We start from the raw sequence: 21,249 nt of genomic DNA, 5'->3' as shown, positions 1-21,249 counted from the left end.
TTGTTGTTACTCCTGTTTTGCTAGCGTGCTGGATTCCTCAACGGCACTGATTTCCGCATTGCGGTACTGCTTATCGACGATGCGCATAAACGGCAGGTACAGCATCGCGCCAATCAGCAGGTTAATGATTTGCATCACGCTGCCGGAAATATGCCCGGTAACGATAAATCCGCTGATGACCGGCGGCAGGGTCCACGGAATAAACACCCCGGTGGTCACGGCGACCGCCCCTACTTTCATCGCCAGATACTGGATGGTCACCAGCACCAGCGGGACCAGGTTGAACGGGATCAGCATGATCGGGTTCATGATCACCGGCAGGCCGAAGAGCACCGGTTCGTTGATGTTGAAGATGGAGGCCCCCGCGCCCAGACGGGCCACTTCGCGCATATTTTTACTGCGGGCGAAAATCAGCATGGCAATAACCAGCGACAGCGTAGCCCCGGCGCCGCCCATCCAGATCATGTCGAAAAACTGTTCGGTAATAATGTGCGGCGGCGTCACGCCAGCCTGAATGGCGGCAATATTGTCGGTCTGGTTTTCCATCCACAGCGGACGGATGATGCCGTTGACCATCGAGCCGGAGTTGATCCCGACTGACCACAGAATAGTGATGCTGAATACGGTCATCAGCGCGCCAAAATAGGAGGTGCCGAAGTGGCGAACCGGGGTGGCGACGACGTCATAAATAAACTGGTGAATGGTGTTGTAGTGGGTATTTTCAAAGCCGATGCGAATTGCCAGCACCAGAATCATCACCACCAGCGCTGGAATCAGCGCGGCGAAAGATTCCTGTACCGCAGGCGGTACCCCTTCTGGCATCTTGATGACCAGTTTTTTGCGCTTCAGCCAGCAGAACAGCTCGGTCCACAGCAGCGAGCCAATCATCGCGACGAACAGGCCTTTGGTGCCAATCCACTCCACCGGCATCACGGTAATGCCACCGTTTTCGGCAACTTTAATAAACGGCGTCAGGATCAGAAAACAGACCAGCGCCAGAATGCCGCTGGAGATTCGATCATCACCGTAGTGCTCCGCAAGGCGATAGGCGACAAGGAAGCTGATAAACAGCGACATGGTGGAGAAGACCGCGTTAAACGGGATCTCGATAATGGCGCTCCAGCTTGCGCCGAAGGTGCTGGACATAAATTGCTGATAGCCCTGATTCGGGAACGACGAGATAACCAGCAGAATAGAGCCGACGATAATAAACGGCATAAAGGACACATATGCACCACGGATGGCACCGAGATGACGCTGTTGTGCGGTTTTTGCCGCAATTGGCATCAATTTCTCTTCTAAAAATCCCAGAACATTGTTCATTGTGAACTCCGTATAAGATTAACGGACATTGTGTGTGTTATGTAATAGAAAACGACGAAAGGATTATGGGAGAAAGCCTGGTGCAGAAAGGTGAAACGGGTCACAATGCATCGACTTAATCAATATAAATCTCATATGATTAGTTATTAATTTCTTAAGGAAAGCCATGGAAATTAAGCTGCATGCTAACGCCACAACGACACCGAGAATTCGTAAATATCTCCAGGATTCGGACAAAAGCGACCGGGAACTGGCGCTTGAACTGGGGATCTCTGTGACAACGGTACGTCGCTGGCGCAAGCGCGAGCAGACGGCTGACAGAAGTACGATGCCGAAGGTCGTACACAAAGCGATGAGACAAGAACAAATTGTGCTCATTAATGCTCTGCGCGAAATCCTCCGCGCGCCGTTAGACGATTTGCTGTCGATTGCAGGGGAAGGGCTTGGCATGTCGCTGTCCCGTGCAACGCTTAGCCGCTATCTGATGCCGTCGTACCCGAAAAACAATGAGGCGATACTGCACGGCAAGAGGGCGCTTAAGGCGGGCGTTCGGCCGCAGACGCTGACGCTGCATTATCGTTTTTTGTCGCTGCATATGGATGATGACGGTGACCACCATCTGCTGTGGGCCCAGGAGCCCGTGAGCGGTTGGTGTGCGGCACGCGTATACTCGGGTATGTCATCGCCGTTGGTCATTCACTGGCTCGATGAGGTGCTCACGCAGTGTCCGGGTGATATCCAATCTGTTGAGATTAAAAGCGACGAGTGGTTAAGCGAGGCGCAGGTGACCGCACTAAGTCAGCATTTGGCGGAACGAGGGATACACGTCAGCATCACGATGACCGGGAAAAAGCGTCAGGCGGTGGCGGTAACCGTACCGCTGGTGGAGATTATCCCCGCGCTTCGAACCCAGACGCCGGATGAACTTGTGGTGAAGCTCTGTGCATTATTCAACGGCGGAAAGGAGCAGAAAAAGCTGGGGAATATGACGCCGCAGGCTTTTCTGGAAGCGCTGCGGCCTTAGGGGGGATTAGCGGACGATTTCCAGCACCTGCTCCGGCGGGCGACCAATGCGCGCCTGCCCGTTGTGAACAACGATAGGGCGTTCAATCAGCTTCGGGTTCTCAACCATCGCCTGGATAAGCTGCTCTTCGCTGAGCTGGCTATCGGCGAGGTTCAGCGATTTGTAGAGATCTTCTTTTTGGCGCATCAGCTCGCGCGCGCTGCCAAGACCCAGCATCTTAATTAGCTTGCCGAGCGTCGCGGCATCCGGCGGCGTGTCGAGATACAGCACCACCTCAGGGTCGATGCCGTTATCCTTCAGCAGGGTTAAGGTCTCACGGCTCTTTGAGCAGCGTGGGTTGTGATAAATCGTGACCGAATCCGTCATCGTCTCTCCTGTTTACATTTTCTGATAAGGGCGGAAGCGTTCCTGCAGCTCGCGCAACTGATCGATACGGGCATCGTAGCGCGCCTGCTGGAGGCTGCGCAGTTTCACCTGACCGCTGGCCGAGCTGAGCATGGAAATCGCCTGATCGAGTCTTCCTACCAGCGCCATATTCTCGGCGCGCGCCGCCAGCTCCTGATCACGATTACCCAGCGCGGCTTCCGCCTGGGCTAGCAGATCCCAGCCGTTGGTATCGTCTTTATTGTTAAAGGTGTAGCGATTAAGAATGGTTGCCGCTTCAGCAGGCTGCCCGCCCTCAAGCAGGGCGTTCGCCAGGTTAAGCTGCAGCACCGGGTTGGTACGCAGTTCACGGGCATTTTTCAGGCGGCTAATGGCCTCGGCGGTTTTTTTCTGCCCGAGGTCGATATCCGTTGCCAGGTCAAGATACCAGGCGTTTTGCGGCTCGGCACTCAGCAGCGGCTGTAGCTGTTTGCTCGCCTCGGCGTAGTTTTTTGCTTCCATGGCCAGCAGCGCGCGGCCGTACTGTGCGGCGTGCTGTTCGCGAATATTGCCCTTCGACCAGTTATCCAGCAGGTCGCTGCCAAGCTGGTTCTTGCCGGAGTTATACATGCCCAGAGTACGCGCTTTGGCGAAGTAGAAATCGGCGGAGGATTGCACCACCACCGGGCGCATCTGGTTGGCGCGGTTACGCGCATCCGACAGACGGCTTTCCGGCAGGGGGTGAGTCAGCAGCATTTCCGGTGGCCGCGATGAGTAGCGCGACTGGTCAAGAAGCTTTTCCATAAAGGCCGGCATGGCCTGCGGGTCGAAACCGGCGCGCTGCAGCACCTGAATGCCAATACGGTCGGCCTCTTCTTCATTCTGACGAGTAAAGCTGATCATGCCCTGCTGGGTACCGGCCAGCGTGCCGCTCAGCGCTGCCATACCGGCCTGCGGGCTGGCCATCGCCAGCAAAATTGAGCCGAGTGCGCCTACCCAGGTCAGCGGAGCGTTACGCTTCTGGTCTTCCATTGCTCGCGCAAGGTGACGCTGGGTGACGTGGGAGATTTCGTGCGCCATCACCGACGCCAGCTGGCTTTCGGTGTCGGAGTAACGGAACAGCGCCGAGTGCAGCACCACGTTGCCGCCAAAGAAGGCGAAGGCGTTGATGTCGTCGTTGTTAATCAGATAGAAGTGGAACGGCGTACGGACGGAAAAGGCGTGCGAAACCAGACGCATCCCCAGTGAATTGATGTACTGAACCAGCAGCGGGTCATTAATCAGCGGGGCGCTTCCGCGCAGCTGACGGACGTAGTAATCCCCCATCTGCATCTCCTGACCGATGGAGAGCGTGCTTCCTGCTGAGGTGCCCATATCCGGGAGAGTATCAGCCGAATCCGCAAACGCCGGAGCGATTTGCCCGAGCGCAAGCGTTGCAATAAGGGATGCCAACAGCGTTTTTTTCAACTGCTTGAACATAACCTCTGTCCTGTAATGTGGGGATGTGCCTGTTTTGACCAACAGCATAATCTTACGTTCCATTTTACGCTGCTCTGGGAGTGTATCTATCTGCTCATGGGATGAAAATGATAATCGCGAGATTGTTGGGATAAATATAAAAAGCGGAGTCTTTTTTGTGACACTTCGATACAATTCATTCCCTCAATGAAAGCAAAGGGTTCAGGGAATCGATTTATGCTCGAGATGTTGATGCAGTGGTACCGCCGCCGATTTAGTGACCCGGAGGCGATCGCGCTGCTGGTCATTCTGGTGGCAGGTTTTTGCATTCTGTTCTTCTTCAGCGGCCTGTTGGCGCCGCTGCTGGTTGCGCTGGTGCTGGCCTATCTGCTGGAGTGGCCAACCGTCCGCCTGGAGCGACTGGGCTGGTCGCGTACCTGGGCCACCACCGCGGTGATGGTGCTGTTTATCGGCATTCTGCTGCTGATGTCCTTCGTGGTGATGCCGATTGCCTGGCAGCAGGGGATTAACCTTATCCACGATATGCCGGGCATGCTGAACAAACTTTCTGATTTCGCTGCCACGCTGCCGCGCCGCTATCCTGCGCTGATGGACGCCGGGATCATTGATGCGATGGCCGAAAATATGCGTACCCGGATGCTGACGCTCGGTGACTCGGTGGTGAAATATTCCGTGGCCTCACTGGTGGGGCTGCTGACGCTGGCAGTCTACCTGGTGCTGGTGCCGCTGATGGTCTTTTTCCTGGTGAAGGATAAAGAGCAGATGCTGAACGCGGTGCGTCGCGTGCTGCCGCGCAACCGCGGTCTGGCAGGGCAGGTGTGGAAAGAGATGAACCAGCAAATTACCAACTACATTCGCGGTAAGGTGCTGGAGATGATCGTCGTTGGCGTTGCTACCTGGCTTGGCTTCCTGATGTTTGGCCTTAACTACTCGCTTTTGCTGGCGGTGCTGGTGGGGCTATCGGTCCTTATTCCTTACATTGGCGCGTTCGTGGTCACTATTCCGGTGGTCTGCGTGGCGCTGTTCCAGTTTGGCCTTGGTACCGAGTTCTGGAGCCTGTTTGCGGTCTATCTGATTATTCAGGGGCTCGACGGTAACCTGCTGGTGCCGGTGCTGTTCTCCGAAGCCGTGAACCTGCACCCGCTGGTGATTATTCTGTCGGTGGTGATTTTCGGTGGGCTGTGGGGCTTCTGGGGCGTGTTCTTTGCCATTCCGCTGGCGACGTTGATCAAAGCGGTAGTACACGCCTGGCCGGATGGGCTGGTGGTGGAAGAGGACGTGTCGAATTGACGTATAGCCCGGGCGAGGCGGTTACGCCGACCCCGGGGGAACCCCGGCGTTGCTGCGCTCGGCCGGGCTACATTATGGGGTTAGGCGTTTGCCTGCAGCCAGCCCAGCACGATGTCGTGATGGTTGGTGGTTTTGAAGTCGTCGAAGACGTGCTCGACTTTACCGTCGGCGTCAATCAGGAAGCTGGTGCGGTGAATGCCGTCATAGGTTTTGCCCATAAAGGTTTTCTCACCCCAGATGCCAAACTGATCGCAAACCTGGTGATCTTCATCGGAGAGCAGCGTGAAGTTCAGCAGCTCTTTTTCCGCAAAGCGGGAGAGCTTCTCTGGCTTATCGGTGCTGATGCCCAGCACTTCCACACCAACTTTTTTCAGCTCATCCATATTGTCGCGAAGGCCGCAGGCCTGCACGGTGCAGCCAGGGGTCATTGCTTTCGGGTAGAAATAGACCAGAACACGTTGTCCCTGGAAGTCGGTTAAATTTACCTGCTCGCCGTCTTGATCGGGCAAACTAAATTTCGGTGCGATATCACCGGCTTTCAGTGGGTTCATTACTCAGCTCCATCCTGTTCATCATGCTGTGAATAATTGATCACGTTTATACTGCCTTGTGCGTTCAGTTCTGTACATAGGGCTTTGAACGCTTGCTCAATATTTGATGCATTTTTCGTAGCGGGGCTGTGGGCGGTTATCTGAATAAACAGCTGCGCGACGCCTTCGTTATCGCCAGGCTGCGTACGCGACACCAGTTCGGCAATGTTCATTTCCCAGCTATCAAACAGCGCGGTAAAGCGCTCAATAATATGCGGTGAATCAGGCACCTCAACCTGTACCCAGACGGTAGCAGGCATCGCCGGACGCGGACGCGCGGTGGTGCGCTTCATCACGATCAGCAGATCCAACTCCGCGCCTTTCAGCGGCAGGGTGGATTCAATCAGCGTAATCGCATTCCATGAACCGGAAAGCAGCATAATAAAAGTGAACTCATCCCCCAGCATGGCCAAGCGACTGTCTTCGATGTTACAGCCGCAGCTGCTCACGTGACGGGTAATCGTATTGACGATGCCAGGGCGATCCGCGCCCAGGGCTGTAATGACCAGATAGTGTTGTAATGAGGCTGTCAAACCTGTTCTTCCTTTAAAAAGGTGCGGTATTCCTTAGGAAAGCATAAAAAAAACCGGCATACAACATCCTGAAGGCCCTCAGTCTCTTGCTTTTATTACAAGACCAAACGTACCATTGAGATTCATGTCCGCACGTCAGCACAGAGGATGGCCCATGTTTACGGGAAGTATTGTAGCGCTTGTCACGCCGATGGATGAAAAAGGTAATGTCGACCGTTCAAGCCTGAAAAAACTGATTGATTACCATGTCGCCAGCGGAACCTCGGCGATTGTCTCGGTAGGAACGACCGGCGAATCGGCGACGCTCAGCCACGAAGAGCATGGCGATGTCGTGATGACTACGCTGGAGCTGGCCGACGGCCGCATTCCGGTGATCGCAGGAACGGGGGCAAATGCAACCGCAGAGGCGATTAGCCTGACCCAACGTTTCAATAATACCGGCGTGGTGGGTTGCCTGACCGTCACCCCGTATTACAACCGTCCAACCCAGGAAGGTCTGTTCCAGCACTTCAAAACGATCGCTGAGCATACTGACCTGCCGCAAATTCTGTATAATGTGCCGTCCCGTACCGGTTGCGATATGCTGCCGGAAACCGTAGGTCGCCTGGCGAAAATTAAAAATATTATCGCGATTAAGGAAGCCACGGGGAACTTAAGCCGTGTTCATCAGATCAAAGAGCTGGTTTCAGATGACTTCATCCTGCTGAGCGGTGATGATGCAACCGGTCTGGACTTCATGCAGCTCGGCGGTCATGGCGTTATTTCAGTGACGGCAAACGTTGCGGCGCGTGATATGGCGGAAATGTGCAGACTGGCAGCTGATGGCCAGTTTGACCAGGCGCGGATCATTAACCAGCGTTTGATGCCGCTGCACAATAAATTATTTGTCGAACCCAATCCTATCCCAGTGAAATGGGCATGTAAGGAATTGGGACTTGTGGCGACCGACACCATGCGTCTGCCGATGACCCCTATCACCGACCACGGTCGTGATGTTGTGGCATCTGCATTAAAGCATGCCGGTTTGCTGTAAAGTTTAGGGAGATTTGATGGCTTACTCAGTACAGAAGTCGCGCCTGGCGAAGGTTGCGGGGGTATCGCTGGTTTTACTGCTTGCGGCCTGTAGTTCCGACTCGCGCTATAAGCGCCAGGTCAGCGGTGATGAATCCTACCTGCAAGCCACTCCGTTGAGTGAACTTCACGCCCCTGCGGGCATGATTCTGCCGGTTGAAAATGGCGACTATAACATTCCGGTCGCTAACGGCAGCGGTGCCGTCGGTAAAGCGCTGGATATCCGTCCGCCGGCTCAGCCGCTGGCGCTGGTTTCTGGTGCACGTACCCAGTTCACGGGTGATACCGCCATGCTGCTGGTTGAAAATGGCCGTAGCGGTTCTCTGTGGCCGCAGGTTGTCAGCATCGTTCAGGCGAAGAACTACACCATCACCAAACGTGATGATGCGAGCCAGACGCTGACGACAGACTGGGTTGAGTGGAACCGTCTTGATGAAGACCAGCAGTACCGTGGTCGCTATCAGATCTCCGTACAGCCGCAGGGCTACCAGCAGGCCGTCATGGTGAAACTGGTTAACCTGGAACAGGCTGGCAAGCCGGTTGCTGACCGTGCTTCTCTGCAGCGCTATAGCGCTGAAATGCTGAACGTGATTTCCGCAGGCCTGGATAAGAACGCGACGGATGCCGCGAACAGTTCCAGAGGCACTGCTGGTGCAACCTTCGACGTGCAGAGCGCCTCCGACGATACCGGCCTGCCAATGCTGGTGGTACGCGGTCCGTTTAACCAGGTATGGCAACGTCTGCCTGGCGCACTGGAAAAAGTGGGCATGAAAGTGACCGATAGCACCCGTTCTCAGGGCAGCATCGCGGTGACCTACAAGCCGCTGTCTGACAGCAGCTGGAAAGATCTGGGCGCGAGCGATCCTGGTCTGGTCTCCGGTGACTACAAACTTCAGGTCGGCGACCTGGACAACCGTAGTAGCCTGCAGTTCATCGATCCGAAAGGTCATACGCTGACGCAGTCGCAGAATGACGCCCTGGTAGCCGCATTCCAGGCCGCATTTAGCAAGTAATTAAACAGGGCTGGAGCAATCCGGCCCTTTTTTCTGTATAGTGACGCAATCGTGTGCGTCGGCAGAAAATGCACAAATATTTATCGTAATCATCACTGGAGTGACAAAGATGCAAAAGCTAGCTGAGTTGTATCGTGGTAAAGCGAAAACCGTATACAGCACCGAAAACCCGGATCTGTTGGTACTCGAATTCCGTAACGATACGTCAGCAGGGGATGGCGCCCGCATTGAGCAGTTCGATCGTAAAGGCATGGTGAACAACAAGTTCAACCATTTCATTATGAGCAAACTGGCAGAAGCAGGTATTCCAACCCAAATGGAAGCGCTGTTGTCCGATACCGAATGTCTGGTGAAAAAGCTGGATATGGTGCCGGTGGAATGCGTGGTGCGTAACCGTGCGGCTGGCTCGCTGGTGAAACGCTTAGGAATCGAAGAAGGCATCGAGCTGAACCCGCCGCTGTTTGACCTGTTCCTGAAAAACGACGCGATGCACGACCCGATGGTTAACGAATCCTACTGCGAAACCTTTGGCTGGGTGAGCAAAGAGAACCTGGCGCGTATGCAGGAATTGACCTTCAAAGCGAACGACGTGCTGAAAAAGCTGTTCGACGATGCAGGTTTGATCCTGGTCGACTTCAAGCTGGAGTTCGGTCTGTTCAAAGGCGAAGTGGTGCTGGGCGATGAGTTCTCCCCGGACGGTAGCCGTCTGTGGGATAAAAAGACCATGGATAAAATGGACAAAGACCGTTTCCGTCAGAGCCTGGGTGGCCTGATTGAAGCGTACGAAGAAGTGGCGCATCGTTTAGGCGTGAAGCTCGACTAAGTTGATGCACTCCCCGGCCTCGCCCTGCGCGTAGGCCGGATAAGGCGTTTACGCCGCCATCCGGCAATGTGCGCGTTGCTTGCCTGATGGCGCTGCGCTTATCAAGCCTACATCCTCATCGCGGGAAAGCCCCGCACAACATTTCCAGTGGTAATCCCCCCCGTAACCGCCTACGATCATCTCAGTATTTCTGAGAATAAGACTGAGGTAGTTATGCGTTGGCAAGGTCGTCGCGAAAGCGACAATGTAGAAGACCGGCGGAATAGTTCTGAATCCCCGATGATGGGCGGACGTGGCCCAGGTTTTCGCATCCCGAGCGGTAAGGGCGGCATTGTCCTGCTGATTATCGTGCTGGTGGCGGGCTACTACGGCGTGGATTTGACCGGCCTGATGACCGGCGAACCCATCGGCCAGCAGCAAACTTCCCAGCGGGTGAGCGGCCCGAAAGATGACGAAGCCGCGAAGTTCACCTCGGTAATCCTCGCTACCACGGAAGACACCTGGGCGCAGGAGTTTAAGGCGATGGGCAAAACCTATCAGCCGCCGCGTCTGGTGATGTACCGCGGTGCGACGCGCACAGGATGCGGTACCGGGCAGTCGGTGATGGGGCCGTTTTACTGCCCAACAGACAGCACGGTCTATATCGACCTCTCATTCTACGACGACATGAAAAACAAGCTTGGCGCGGGCGGTGATTTCGCTCAGGGCTACGTGATTGCGCATGAAGTCGGCCATCACGTACAAAAACTGCTGGGTATCGAACCGAAAGTGCGCCAGATGCAGCAGGGCGCTTCGCAGGCCGAGGTGAATCGACTTTCCGTGCGCATGGAGCTTCAGGCAGACTGCTTTGCGGGCGTCTGGGGCCATAGCATGCAGAAACAGGGCATTCTGGAAGCTGGCGATCTGGAAGAGGCGCTGAATGCTGCCGAAGCCATTGGCGACGACCGCCTGCAGCAGCAGGGGCAAGGGCGCGTGGTGCCGGATAGCTTTACGCACGGCACCTCGCAGCAGCGCTATACCTGGCTGAAACGCGGCTTTGATAGCGGTGACCCAGCGCAGTGCAACACCTTTAGCAAATCACTCTGACGGCGGGCCCAGAGTCATGGATGAACTGCTGGCGCATGCTGAGCGCATGGCGCAGGAAGGCATTCGCCGCCTGCTGGTGATAAGCGGCGAACGCACGTGGAGCGAACGGCAGGCCACGGCGTTTCGCGCAGCGGCGGGGGAAGAGGTGCTTTGGGTTGGCCTGAACCCGGCCGCCGCGCCGTTCTGCCCGTCCTCTAAGTTGGTCACGCTGCTGGGGCGCGAATTCCAGCACGCAATCTTCGATGCCCGCGATGGCTTTGATGCCTCGGCCTTTGCCGCGCTGGCGGGCACGCTCCGGGCCGGTAGCTGGCTGATACTGCTGGTGCCGGAATGGGCGAAGTGGCTTCATCAGGCCGATGCGGATTCACTGCGCTGGAGCGATACGCCGGAACCGATTGCCGCACCGAATTTTGTCGCTCACTTTTGCCGGGCGCTTTCTCGACATCCGCAAACGGTACTTTGGCAACAGGGAGCACCGCTGCCGACCCTCGCGTCCCCGCTACGGCCTGACTGGCATCGCGCCAGCGGTGAGCCTGAGCGTGAGCAGCAGGCGGTTCTGGCGGCGCTGGAGGAGACGACCGCACCCGTATCGGTGGTGACGGCAGAGCGCGGGCGAGGGAAGTCTGCGCTGGCGGGGATGCATATTCAGCGCCTGCACGGCGAGGCGATCGTCACTGCACCTTCCCGGGCTTCGGCCGAGGTGATTGCCGCCTTTGCCGGTGAGCGTTTTCGCTTTATGGCCCCCGATGCGCTGCTGGACTCAGATGAATGTGCCGACTGGCTGGTGGTGGATGAAGCCGCCGCTATCCCTGCGCCACTCCTCCAGAAGCTTATTGCTCGCTTTCCCCGTACGCTGCTGACCACCACCGTGCAGGGGTACGAGGGCACCGGACGCGGTTTTTTACTTAAACTCTGTGCTGCATTTCCCGAACGTCGCGTTTTCACCCTCAACCAGCCTATTCGCTGGGCGGTAGGATGCCCGCTGGAAGCGCTGGTTAACGATGCGCTGATTTTCCATGATGAGGCGTTTACCACGTCGCCAACAGGCGAAGTGTCACTGCTCCCCGTTTCGCAATCAACCTGGCTTCCCCATCCTGAACAACCTGTCGCCCTGTACCAGTTGCTTTCCGGCGCGCATTACCGCACCTCTCCGCTCGATCTTCGGCGGATGATGGATGCGCCGGGGCAGCATTTTATCAGCGCACAAACGCCTCAGGGGCCAGCCGGTGCGCTATGGCTGGTGGATGAAGGGGGACTGTCGCCTGAGCTGAGTCAAGCCGTATGGGCGGGCTACCGTCGTCCTCGCGGGAATCTGGTGGCGCAGTCGATGGCGGCGCACGGCGGTAGCCCGCTGGCGGCGACGCTTATCGGGCGGCGCATTAGCCGAATTGCGGTTCATCCACAGCGTCAGCGCGAGGGGATAGGCCAGCGGCTGATTGCGCAGGCGTGGGCAACGGCGGCGGAATGCGATTACCTGTCGGTGAGTTTTGGCTACACCGAGGAACTGTGGCGCTTTTGGCAGCGCTGTGGCTTTACGCTGGTGCGCATTGGCACCCAGCGGGAGGCGAGCAGCGGCTGCTATGCGGCGATGGCGCTGCGTCCACTCACGGCGGCGGGAGAAGCGCTGATGCTGCGTGAGCACCATCGGCTGTGTCGTGAGTGGCGCTGGCTCTCGCAGTGGGTCGATGAAAAAGTGCCGCTAGCCGAGGTGTCAGAGGCTATTCTTACTGAGAATGACTGGTGGGATCTGGCCGGGTTTGCCTTTGCTCATCGCCCGATGCTGGCGGCGCTGGGGAGCCTGCACCTGCTCTGTGGCACTTGCGAACTGGCGCTTCCGGCGCTGCGCGGGCGTTTATCCGGTGAGAATGAGCAGGTGCTCTGTCATCGCCTGGGCCTGCATGGGCGGAAAGCGCTGCTGGTCAGGTTGCGGGAAGAAGCGGCGCTGGCGATGCTGAACCTCGACGAGGTTCGGACAAATCAGCTCATGAAACAGGTTCAACAACTGCAATTTTTTTAACTGACTCATTCAGTTAAATGGCATGGTCATTATTTTGGCGCGGCGTAAACTGACCGTCAAAACCAAGGAGACAGCCATGACACACGATCATTTTGTTGTTCAAAGCCCCGCGAAGCCCGCTCAACAGCTGCTGCTGTTGTTTCATGGCGTGGGCGATAATCCGGTGGCAATGGGCCAGATCGGCAGCTGGTTTGCGCCGCTGTTTCCGGATGCGCTCATTGTTAGCGTAGGCGGCGCAGAGCCTTGTGGTCCGGCACCGGGCCGCCAGTGGTTCTCGGTGGCGGGTGTGACGGAAGAAAACCGTCAGGCGCGCATCGATGCCATTATGCCGACCTTTATTGAGACCGTACGCTACTGGCAAAAACAGAGCGGCGTGAGTCCACAGGCGACGGCATTAATTGGTTTCTCTCAGGGGGCAATCATGTCGCTTGAGGGGATTAAAGCACAGCCGGGGCTGGCGTCACGGGTGATTGCCTTTAACGGCCGCTACGCGACGATGCCGGAAAAAGCGGACACTGCCACGACCATCCACCTGATTCACGGCGGGGAAGACCGGGTTATCGATCTTGCCTGGGCGGTGAAAGGCCAGGAAGCACTACAGGCCGCAGGCGGCGATGTGACGCTGGATATCGTTGAGGATTTAGGCCACGCGATAGACGATCGCAGCATGCAGTTTGCACTGGATCACCTGCGTTATACCGTGCCGAAGCACTATTTCGATGAAGCGTTGAGCGGCAGTACGCCGAAAAATGACGATCTTATTGAGATGATGTAAATCTTGTGTGTTCCCCGGCGTCACTTCGTTCGGCCAGGCTACTCATCTGGTAGCCCGGCCGAACGAAGTGACGCCGGGATCGACACCGAACTATTTCTTCGGCTGGTCCTTCTTAGGCCAGTCGTCGTCGTCATCCCACTTGTCGTTAAAATCGCGGTGCGGCGGAAGCTCCGGTTTATCGGCGAGGAATTTTTTGTGATCGACGCGATTGAGATCTTTGATCACGTTGATAATTACCCCTACCAGAAACACCAGCACCAGAATCCACCAGTATTTTGACAGCCAATCCATGTGCATTACCCCTTATGTTGTGCCGTCAGGCGACAAGTTGTTCCATGATGCGCTGGTACATCCGCGCCAGCATCTGCAGGTCTGCAGCGTTCACACACTCATTAATTTTATGAATGGTGGCATTCACCGGACCCAGTTCAACAACCTGCGCGCCCATCTGGGCGATAAAGCGACCATCTGACGTGCCGCCGGTGGTCAGCAACTGCGGTTCTATTTCATTATAGTGCGCGATAGCGTTCACTACCGCATCGACCAGTTTACCGCGTGCGGTCAGGAACGGCTGCCCGGAAATCCACCAATCAACGGTATAGCGCAGCTGATGTTTGTCCAGCAGGGCAATAACGCGCTCTTTGATCATCTCGTCCGTCAATTCGGTGCTAAAGCGGAAGTTAAACTGGACGAACAGATCGCCTGGGATCACGTTGTTGCTGCCGGTACCAGCCTGAATGTTGGCAATTTGCATGCTGGTCGGTGGGAAGAATTCGTTGCCCTGATCCCACTCAATCGACACCAGTTCGTTCATCCACGGCGCGGCGCGGTGGACCGGGTTATCGGCAAGATGCGGATAGGCTACGTGCCCCTGTACGCCATGAATGGTCAGGTTGCAGGTCATTGAGCCACGACGGCCGTTTTTCACCACGTCGCCAACCACTTCGGTGCTGGACGGTTCGCCCACCAGGCAGTAGTCCAGGCGCTCATTACGCGCCATCAGCGCTTCAACCACTTTTACCGTGCCGTGCGTAGCGCTGGCTTCTTCATCGGAAGTAATCAGGAACGCCAGACGGCCTTTATGGTTCGGGTTCTGCGCGACGAAGCGCTCTGCCGCCACGACCATCGCCGCCAGCGAGCCTTTCATGTCGGCAGCACCACGGCCAAACAGCATGCCGTCGCGAATCGTAGGCTCAAACGGTGGGTTAATCCAGCGGTCAGCATCGCCTGCAGGTACCACGTCGGTGTGGCCTGCAAATGCCAGGGTTTCTCCTTTGCCGCGCCAGGCCCAGAAGTTCTGGGTATCGCCAAAATCCATCGGCTCAATGGTAAAACCTGCTGCGCGTAGACGTTCAATCATTAACGCCTGACAGCCCGCATCGTCCGGGCTAAGAGAAGGGCGGCGAATAAGCTGCTGAGCCAGCTCAATGACTGGGCAAGACATAAACTAGACCTCGTTATTTTCGTTATCTGAAACTGTACAACAGGGCCAACGGCGTTAGCGCGTTTGGGCGACCCATTGGCTATAACTGGCATCACTGAAACCCAGCAGCATAGGCTGTGCGGGCGCGCAGAGCAATGGACGTTTGATGATTGCCGGCATTTCCAGCATCAGCGCCGCAGCGGCATCGGCGTTGTTGATGCCGGCACGCACCTGTTCATCCAGCTTACGCCAGGTAGTGCCACGGGTATTCAACAGCGCTTCCCAGCCCAGCTCGCCAATAAAGGTTGCCAGCAGCTCTGGCGTCAGGCCATCGACGCGATAGTCGTGAAAGCGATATTCAACCTGATGCTCATCCAGCCAGCGACGGGCTTTCTTGATGGTGTCGCAATTCTTTATTCCGTAGAGGATGGTCATGTTGCACCTTTATATCTGCAGGTTTTAGGGGACTCGAATATACACGTAATTCCAGCGGCTGCCTGTTTTAATTTTATCCGGCTAAAGTGGCTGAAAAGCGTACAGTTTATCATGCTGTCTACGCGCTTTGGCGTAGTGGGTTTGCGTTGTCATAGGTTAAATATGTATCATATGATTCACATTCTGATAACTATTTCAGAATGTTGCTGTTGGTCACATTAAATGTCAAAATTCCGGCCCATAGTGACCTCAAGCAGTAAACAAAGGTTGGCAGCGTCAATCAAAGTAATCGGATTAACCGTATTCACAGGTCATACATTTGTACGTAAAATACGCATAATAATAAGAGAGGTAGTTATGATCGAACGTGAACTGGGGAACTGGAAAGATTTTATTGAAGTGATGCTTCGTAAATAATTTTCAGCAATGTGATTTAAAAGCGCTGTGTTCTTTCAATAACCATGATGGTGTTGTTTGCGGTACAGAGTCGTTGCATCACATAAAGGTCAAAAGGCGACATTCATCATGTCGCCTTTTCTGTTTCTGGGCCTCTACCTGCTATTCAGGCTTGTCTTTTAGCGGGAAACGGCGGCGCACCAGCACAAAGAATAGCGGTACAAAGAAGATAGCCAGAATCGTCGCGGAAACCATCCCCCCGACCACGCCGGTACCCACCGCGTGCTGCCCGCCAGAACCTGCACCAGTGGTGAGCGCCATCGGCAGTACGCCGAAGATAAACGCCAGCGAAGTCATCAGGATAGGGCGCAGACGCTGGCGACAGGCTTCCAGCGTTGCCGTCATCAGATCTTCCCCTTTCTGGTTCAGATCGTTGGCAAACTCGACGATCAGAATGGCGTTTTTGGCTGATAGGCCGATAACCGTCAGCAGCCCCACCTGGAAGTAAACGTCGTTTTCCAGCCCGCGCATCCAGGTCGCCAGCAGCGCGCCGATAACCCCCAGCGGTACCACCAGCATGACTGAGAACGGTACCGACCAGCTCTCATACAGCGCCGCCAGGCAGAGGAAGACGACCAGCAGCGAGATAGCGTACAGAGCCGGTGCCTGTGCCCCTGACAGCCGCTCCTGATAGGACATCGCCGTCCATTCGAGGCCGAAGCCGGTTGGCAACTGCTGCACCAGGTTTTGCATCACGTCCATGGCGGTACCGGTACTGACGCCCGGTGCGGCTTCACCGATAATCTCAACCGCCGAGTAGCCGTTATAGCGCTCCAGACGTGGTGAACCGGTCTCCCAGCGTGAAGTGGCGAAGGCGGAGAATGGCACCATCTGCCCGGAATTATTGCGCACGTACCATAGGTTCATGTCTTCCGGCAGCATGCGGTACTTCGCCGCCGCCTGAACGTAAACTTTCTTCACGCGCCCGCGATCCATAAAGTCGTTCACATAGCTTGAACCCCACGCGGTTTGCAGCGTGTCGTTGATATCATCGATAGAAACGCCCAGCGCCTGCGCTTTACGCTGGTCGATATCAACCTGCAGCTGCGGGCTATCATCCAGGCCGTTGTGGCGTACGCGCGTCAGCTGTGGGTCGTTACCCGCCAGCTCCAGCAGCTTATCGCGGGCGGCCATCAACGCGTCGTGCCCGGCACCGGCGTGATCCTGTAGCTCCATATCGAAACCGGCAGAGCTGCCCAGGCCGCTGATGGCCGGCGGGCTGCTGGCGTAAACGCGGGCCTCTTTAATTTTGTTCAGCGCTTTGGTGGCGCGCTCGATAATGGCAAATGCGGTGCCGGTTTTACTGTCACGCTCGTCCCAATCTTTCAGGCGCACAAACATACGCGCCACGTTCTGGCCGTTACCGCCAGGGCCGGAGCCGATGGTGGCAAAAATCGAGGTTACGTTGTCCTTCTCATTCTTGAAGAAATAGTCTTCAACTTGTTCTACTACCTTCAACGTCTGCTGCTGGGTTGAACCGCTCGGCAGCTGTACGGACGTGGTGAACATGCCGCGGTCTTCCAGCGGCAGGAAGGAAGAGGGCAGGCGCAGGAACAGGAACACCATGCCGCCCAGCAGCAGCACGTAAATCAGCATCCAGCGGATACTGCGATGGAGAATTCTGGCCACGCCGGATTCGTAGCGACGCGCGCTGGCATCAAAATGACGGTTAAACCAGCCGAAGAAGCCTTTGGTGCCGTGCACTTCGCCTTTATGAATCGGCTTGAGAAGGGTGGCGCACAGCGCCGGGGTGAGGATCATTGCCACCAGCACCGACAGCACCATTGCTGAAACAATGGTAATAGAGAACTGACGATAGATAGCCCCGGTGGTGCCGCCAAAGAAGGCCATCGGGATAAAGACCGCCGACAGCACCATGGCGATACCCACCAGCGCCCCTTGAATCTGCCCCATTGATTTGCGCGTCGCCTGCCGCGGCGTGAGCCCTTCGGTACTCATTATTCGCTCGACGTTCTCGACCACCACGATGGCGTCATCCACCAGCAGGCCGATGGCGAGCACCATCGCGAACATCGTCAGGGTGTTAATACTGTATCCACAGGCGTAGAGAATGGCGAAGGTGCCCATCAATACCACGGGAACGGCAATCGTTGGAATCAGCGTCGCGCGGAAGTTCTGCAGGAAGAGGTACATCACCAGGAATACCAGCAGAATGGCTTCCAGCAGCGTTTTGACTACGTCCTTAATTGAGGCTTTGACGAATGAGGTGGTCTCGTAGGCGACTTTATATTCCAGCCCGTGCGGGAAGTACTGCTTGAGTTCATCCAGACGTTGAATCACGCGCTCGGCGGTTGCCATTTCGTTGGCACCGGAGGCGAGCTTAATCCCTAAGCCGGAGGCTGGGTTGCGGTTGTAGCGACTGAGGTAGTCGTATTTTTCGGCACCCATTTCGACGGTTGCCACATCGCCAAGGGTAACTTCTGAACCGTCCTGGTTGACACGTAGCGTAATGTCGCGGAACTGCTGCGGCGTTTGCAGCAGCGATTGGGCGTTAATCGTGGCGTTCAGCGCCTGTTTATCGATCGACGGCGTGCCGCCAAGTTGGCCGACCGCAATTTGGGCGTTCTGGGATTTAATCGCATTTGTCACGTCGGCCGTGGTCATCTGATAGCTGTTAAGCTTGGCCGGGTCCAGCCAGATGCGCATTGAATACTGCGAGCCGTAGGCATCGATATCACCCACTCCGTCCACGCGGCTAATAGGGTCCTGAATGTTACTGGCGACGTAGTCGGAAATATCCTGCTTATCCATGCTGCCATCGGTTGAGACGAAGGCGATGGTCAGGATGTTGGTATCCCCGGTTTTACGAACCGTGACGCCCTGAGTCTGTACCGCCTGCGGCAGTTTGTTCATGGCGGTTTGCAGCTGGTTTTGTACCTGCTGCACCGCTTCGTCGGGGTCAGTGCCCGCAACGAAGCTTAAGGTAATCGTCGCCTGTCCGGTGGCGCTGCTTTGTGAGGACATGTACATTAGGTTATCGATACCGGTCATATTCTGCTCGATAACCTGCGTGACGGTGTTCTCCAGCGTTTGCGCGGAGGCACCTGGATAGTTCGCGGTGACGCGCACGTTTGGTGGGGCGAGGTCAGGGTATTGCTCTACAGGTAAAGAAAATATCGCCAGGGCCCCTGTGAGGCACAAAAGGATTGCCAGCACCCAGGCAAAAATGGGGCGATCAATAAAGAAATTCGCCATCAGGATCCGAACCTCGTGTTGTTCATTTTTTATGTACTGAATTGCGTGAAATACTGTAGCGGTAAGGCTCCCAACAATCGTGGAGAAAATAAGGAGATAATGTAAATTATCATTCCGCTTTTCTGACACGATTTGCACATCCTTACGCTATCGGCCTCCGGTCCTCTGAAACGTAATTTCATTTAAGCTGAAATTTTTTGATCTGCCACATCATACTGATAAATAGTCACCGTTTCTGGGCAAATGGACATTGCCTGGGTGAGGAATACTCGGCTAATAAATAGGACTTATAAATATAAGGTTAATTTGAACCATAGGCTGAGAATGTATGAACCGTTTTATTAGGGTAGATAGCCAAAAATGCATTGGATGCAAGGCGTGTGAAGTAGCCTGCGTAATGTCGCATAACGACGAGCAACATGTGCTGACTTCAGCGCAGTTTATTCCGCGCATTACCACCGTGAAGATGAATAATCAACGAGGGGCGGCGACCTGCCACCATTGTGAAGATGCTCCCTGTGCCCGCAGTTGCCCGAACGGCGCGATACGCCAAAGCGATGACGCTATTCTGGTCGATCAGGCAAAATGCATCGGCTGTAAATCCTGCGTAGTGGCCTGCCCATTCGGCACCATGCAGATGGTACTGACGCCCACCAAAGAGGGGCGCGTCAAAGCCAGTGCCCACAAATGCGATCTGTGTCATGGCCGCGCGGCGGGGCCGGCGTGCGTGGAAAACTGCCCGGCAGATGCGCTGCAATTGATGACCAGCCAACAGCTTACCGATATCGCCAAAAACCGCCGCCTGCAAACCGCCTGCCGGGAAGCGCAGCCGTGGCACAGCGACAGCCGTGCCGTTGCCCCTGAGGTATCGCGCAGTAAAGTCGAGCAGATGGCGCAGACGCCAGCACGCGGTGAGGCGGATAAGCTGAATATCGACGCCCGCAAAACGGGCTTTGCTGAAATCTATCTGCCGCTAAAAGAAGCGCAGGCGCAGCAGGCGGCTTCACGCTGCCTGACCTGCGGTGAACACAGCATTTGCGAATGGACCTGCCCGCTGCATAACCATATCCCGCAGTGGATTGAACGCGTGAACGCCGGGGATATCGACGCCGCGGTAGAGTTGTCGCATCAAACCAACCCGCTGCCGGAAATTACCGGCCGCGTCTGCCCGCAGGATCGGCTGTGCGAAGGAGCCTGCACCATTCGCGACGAACACGGCGCGGTAACCATCGGCAATATCGAACGCTATATCTCTGACCGTGCGCTGGCCAAAGGCTGGCGGCCTACGGTCGGTAACGTTGCCAGCAGCGGCAAGCGGGTCGCCATTATTGGCGCTGGCCCGGCGGGGCTGGCGTGCGCCGATATCCTGGTGCGTCAGGGCGTGGAGCCGGTGGTGTTTGACCGCCACCCGGAAATTGGTGGCCTGCTGACCTTTGGCATTCCCTCCTTCAAGCTGGATAAATCGCTGATGGCGCGCCGCCGTGAGATCTTTACCGGGATGGGCATTCGCTTCGAGCTGAACTGCGAGATTGGTAAAGATATCGCGCTGGAGACGCTACTGGCGGATTACGATGCGGTGTTTGTCGGCGTCGGTACCTATCGCTCGATGAAGGCGGATTTGCCGAATGAAGAGGCGCCCGGCGTTTACGATGCGCTGCCGTTCCTGATTGCTAACACCAAAAATGTGATGGGCATCAGCGAGCTGCCGAACGAGCCTTACATCAATACCAAAGGGCTGAACGTGGTGGTGCTCGGTGGCGGCGATACGGCGATGGACTGCGTGCGTACCGCGTTGCGCCACGGCGCGCAGAAGGTGACCTGCGCCTATCGTCGCGATGAAGCCAACATGCCGGGGTCGAAAAAAGAGGTGAAGAATGCCAAAGAAGAGGGGGCCGAGTTTGAGTTTAACGTTCAGCCGGTAACCCTTGAACTGGATGAGAAAGGCCACGTTTGCGGCATTCGCCTGCTGCGCACTCAGCTTGGTGAGGCGGATGCTCAAGGCCGCCGTCGGCCAATGCCGATCCCCGGCAGCGAGTTTGTGATGCCCGCCGATGCGGTGATCATGGCCTTTGGTTTCCATCCGCACAGTATGCCGTGGCTTAATGCCAAAGGCGTTGATGTCGACGACTGGGGGCGTATCCGCGCCAACGTCAATTCGCCTTACCGCTATCAGACCAGCAACCCGCAGATTTTTGCCGGCGGCGATGCGGTTCGCGGGGCCGATCTGGTGGTGACCGCCATGGCCGAAGGGCGGCACGCCGCGCAGGGGATTCTCGACTGGCTGGGGGTAAAAATCACCCCAGTGCATTGACGGTAGCCGGGCTCGGCGGCG

19 protein-coding genes are annotated in these 21,249 nt (G+C 56.2%); 10 read left to right on the top strand and 9 right to left on the bottom strand.

Annotated features, from left to right (window positions below; genetic code table 11):
• Positions 1–6: 6 nt before the first annotated feature.
• Positions 7–1,323, bottom strand: a complete 1,317-nt coding sequence (gene celB / locus V6940_RS18160) for a PTS cellobiose transporter subunit IIC (RefSeq protein ID WP_333496790.1) — start codon at positions 1,321–1,323, stop codon at positions 7–9.
• A gap of 166 nt (positions 1,324–1,489) precedes the next feature.
• Between celB and V6940_RS18155 the strand changes: the two genes are divergently transcribed.
• On the top strand, positions 1,490–2,347 hold the full coding sequence (locus V6940_RS18155; RefSeq protein WP_333496789.1) for an XRE family transcriptional regulator: 858 nt from the start codon (positions 1,490–1,492) through the stop codon (positions 2,345–2,347).
• A gap of 6 nt (positions 2,348–2,353) precedes the next feature.
• Here V6940_RS18155 and arsC read toward each other — a convergent pair whose 3' ends face one another.
• Positions 2,354–2,713 carry an arsenate reductase (glutaredoxin) gene (gene arsC / locus V6940_RS18150; protein WP_333496788.1) on the bottom strand — a complete coding sequence of 120 codons (360 nt, stop codon included), beginning with the start codon at positions 2,711–2,713 and terminating at the stop codon, positions 2,354–2,356.
• Positions 2,714–2,725: 12 nt separating this feature from the next.
• Positions 2,726–4,189 carry a beta-barrel assembly-enhancing protease gene (bepA, locus tag V6940_RS18145; RefSeq protein WP_333496787.1) on the bottom strand — a complete coding sequence of 488 codons (1,464 nt, stop codon included), beginning with the start codon at positions 4,187–4,189 and terminating at the stop codon, positions 2,726–2,728.
• Between the two features lie 216 nt (positions 4,190–4,405).
• Here bepA and V6940_RS18140 point away from each other — a divergent pair, with 216 nt between their 5' ends.
• Positions 4,406–5,479 (top strand): AI-2E family transporter, encoded by a 1,074-nt coding sequence (locus V6940_RS18140; protein WP_333496786.1) that lies wholly within the window; start codon positions 4,406–4,408, stop codon positions 5,477–5,479.
• A gap of 80 nt (positions 5,480–5,559) precedes the next feature.
• Here V6940_RS18140 and bcp read toward each other — a convergent pair whose 3' ends face one another.
• Positions 5,560–6,030, bottom strand: a complete 471-nt coding sequence (gene bcp / locus V6940_RS18135; RefSeq protein ID WP_333496785.1) for a thioredoxin-dependent thiol peroxidase — start codon at positions 6,028–6,030, stop codon at positions 5,560–5,562.
• A complete protein-coding gene (locus V6940_RS18130; RefSeq protein ID WP_035891472.1) occupies positions 6,030–6,602 on the bottom strand; it encodes a glycine cleavage system transcriptional repressor in 573 nt (190 codons plus the stop codon). The genes bcp and V6940_RS18130 overlap by 1 nt, the downstream gene beginning before the upstream one ends.
• Positions 6,603–6,756: 154 nt before the next feature.
• On the opposite strand from V6940_RS18130, the gene dapA reads away from it, so the two are divergent.
• The 6 genes from dapA to ypfH all read left to right on the top strand — a co-directional run bounded on the left by dapA (position 6,757) and on the right by ypfH (position 13,387).
• Positions 6,757–7,635: a 4-hydroxy-tetrahydrodipicolinate synthase gene (gene dapA / locus V6940_RS18125; RefSeq protein WP_185668933.1), complete on the top strand. Its 879-nt coding sequence runs from the start codon at positions 6,757–6,759 to the stop codon at positions 7,633–7,635.
• A 16-nt stretch (positions 7,636–7,651) separates the two neighbouring features.
• Complete coding sequence (bamC, locus tag V6940_RS18120) at positions 7,652–8,686, top strand: outer membrane protein assembly factor BamC (RefSeq protein WP_333496784.1); 1,035 nt, start codon at positions 7,652–7,654, stop codon at positions 8,684–8,686.
• A gap of 109 nt (positions 8,687–8,795) precedes the next feature.
• Positions 8,796–9,509: a phosphoribosylaminoimidazolesuccinocarboxamide synthase gene (purC, locus tag V6940_RS18115; protein WP_035891480.1), complete on the top strand. Its 714-nt coding sequence runs from the start codon at positions 8,796–8,798 to the stop codon at positions 9,507–9,509.
• 213 nt (positions 9,510–9,722) lie between these two features.
• Entirely contained in the window at positions 9,723–10,595 is an 873-nt protein-coding gene (gene ypfJ, locus V6940_RS18110) for a KPN_02809 family neutral zinc metallopeptidase (protein ID WP_333496783.1), read from the top strand.
• A gap of 16 nt (positions 10,596–10,611) precedes the next feature.
• Entirely contained in the window at positions 10,612–12,612 is a 2,001-nt protein-coding gene (locus tag V6940_RS18105; protein ID WP_333496782.1) for a tRNA(Met) cytidine acetyltransferase TmcA, read from the top strand.
• A 76-nt stretch (positions 12,613–12,688) separates the two neighbouring features.
• Entirely contained in the window at positions 12,689–13,387 is a 699-nt protein-coding gene (gene ypfH, locus V6940_RS18100) for an esterase (protein ID WP_185669887.1), read from the top strand.
• Positions 13,388–13,477: 90 nt separating this feature from the next.
• Here ypfH and V6940_RS18095 read toward each other — a convergent pair whose 3' ends face one another.
• The 3 genes from V6940_RS18095 to V6940_RS18085 are packed head-to-tail and all read right to left on the bottom strand — an operon-like array spanning position 13,478 to position 15,245.
• Positions 13,478–13,678: a YpfN family protein gene (locus tag V6940_RS18095; RefSeq protein ID WP_333496781.1), complete on the bottom strand. Its 201-nt coding sequence runs from the start codon at positions 13,676–13,678 to the stop codon at positions 13,478–13,480.
• A 25-nt stretch (positions 13,679–13,703) separates the two neighbouring features.
• A complete protein-coding gene (gene dapE, locus V6940_RS18090; protein WP_333496780.1) occupies positions 13,704–14,831 on the bottom strand; it encodes a succinyl-diaminopimelate desuccinylase in 1,128 nt (375 codons plus the stop codon).
• A 54-nt stretch (positions 14,832–14,885) separates the two neighbouring features.
• A complete protein-coding gene (locus tag V6940_RS18085; protein WP_185669890.1) occupies positions 14,886–15,245 on the bottom strand; it encodes an ArsC family reductase in 360 nt (119 codons plus the stop codon).
• A gap of 357 nt (positions 15,246–15,602) precedes the next feature.
• Between V6940_RS18085 and ypfM the strand changes: the two genes are divergently transcribed.
• On the top strand, positions 15,603–15,662 hold the full coding sequence (gene ypfM, locus V6940_RS18080) for a protein YpfM (protein ID WP_001386977.1): 60 nt from the start codon (positions 15,603–15,605) through the stop codon (positions 15,660–15,662).
• 141 nt (positions 15,663–15,803) lie between these two features.
• On the opposite strand, the gene acrD is transcribed toward ypfM, so the two are convergent.
• Positions 15,804–18,917, bottom strand: coding sequence for a multidrug efflux RND transporter permease AcrD (gene acrD / locus V6940_RS18075; protein ID WP_333496779.1), 3,114 nt, complete (start codon positions 18,915–18,917; stop codon positions 15,804–15,806).
• Positions 18,918–19,245: 328 nt separating this feature from the next.
• Here acrD and aegA point away from each other — a divergent pair, with 328 nt between their 5' ends.
• A complete protein-coding gene (aegA, locus tag V6940_RS18070; protein WP_333496778.1) occupies positions 19,246–21,228 on the top strand; it encodes a formate-dependent uric acid utilization protein AegA in 1,983 nt (660 codons plus the stop codon).
• The last annotated feature ends 21 nt before the right edge of the window (positions 21,229–21,249 follow it).

This window comes from Kluyvera sp. CHPC 1.251 (genome assembly GCF_036759945.1).
In the GTDB taxonomy this organism is placed as follows: Bacteria; Pseudomonadota; Gammaproteobacteria; order Enterobacterales; family Enterobacteriaceae; genus Kluyvera; species Kluyvera sichuanensis.
The sequence above is the reverse complement of the archived record's forward strand: the minus strand, read 5'-3'. Positions and strand labels throughout refer to the sequence as shown.

Coding starts and splice junctions, on each gene's coding strand:
- celB (WP_333496790.1), bottom strand. CDS start 1,323: ATGAACAATGTTCTGGGATTTTTAGAAGAGAAATTGATGCCAATTGCG.
- bamC (WP_333496784.1), top strand. CDS start 7,652: ATGGCTTACTCAGTACAGAAGTCGCGCCTGGCGAAGGTTGCGGGGGTA.
- bcp (WP_333496785.1), bottom strand. CDS start 6,030: ATGAACCCACTGAAAGCCGGTGATATCGCACCGAAATTTAGTTTGCCC.
- ypfJ (WP_333496783.1), top strand. CDS start 9,723: ATGCGTTGGCAAGGTCGTCGCGAAAGCGACAATGTAGAAGACCGGCGG.
- V6940_RS18155 (WP_333496789.1), top strand. CDS start 1,490: ATGGAAATTAAGCTGCATGCTAACGCCACAACGACACCGAGAATTCGT.
- V6940_RS18105 (WP_333496782.1), top strand. CDS start 10,612: ATGGATGAACTGCTGGCGCATGCTGAGCGCATGGCGCAGGAAGGCATT.
- bepA (WP_333496787.1), bottom strand. CDS start 4,189: ATGTTCAAGCAGTTGAAAAAAACGCTGTTGGCATCCCTTATTGCAACG.
- purC (WP_035891480.1), top strand. CDS start 8,796: ATGCAAAAGCTAGCTGAGTTGTATCGTGGTAAAGCGAAAACCGTATAC.
- V6940_RS18085 (WP_185669890.1), bottom strand. CDS start 15,245: ATGACCATCCTCTACGGAATAAAGAATTGCGACACCATCAAGAAAGCC.
- aegA (WP_333496778.1), top strand. CDS start 19,246: ATGAACCGTTTTATTAGGGTAGATAGCCAAAAATGCATTGGATGCAAG.
- acrD (WP_333496779.1), bottom strand. CDS start 18,917: ATGGCGAATTTCTTTATTGATCGCCCCATTTTTGCCTGGGTGCTGGCA.
- V6940_RS18140 (WP_333496786.1), top strand. CDS start 4,406: ATGCTCGAGATGTTGATGCAGTGGTACCGCCGCCGATTTAGTGACCCG.
- ypfH (WP_185669887.1), top strand. CDS start 12,689: ATGACACACGATCATTTTGTTGTTCAAAGCCCCGCGAAGCCCGCTCAA.
- dapA (WP_185668933.1), top strand. CDS start 6,757: ATGTTTACGGGAAGTATTGTAGCGCTTGTCACGCCGATGGATGAAAAA.
- dapE (WP_333496780.1), bottom strand. CDS start 14,831: ATGTCTTGCCCAGTCATTGAGCTGGCTCAGCAGCTTATTCGCCGCCCT.
- arsC (WP_333496788.1), bottom strand. CDS start 2,713: ATGACGGATTCGGTCACGATTTATCACAACCCACGCTGCTCAAAGAGC.
- V6940_RS18095 (WP_333496781.1), bottom strand. CDS start 13,678: ATGGATTGGCTGTCAAAATACTGGTGGATTCTGGTGCTGGTGTTTCTG.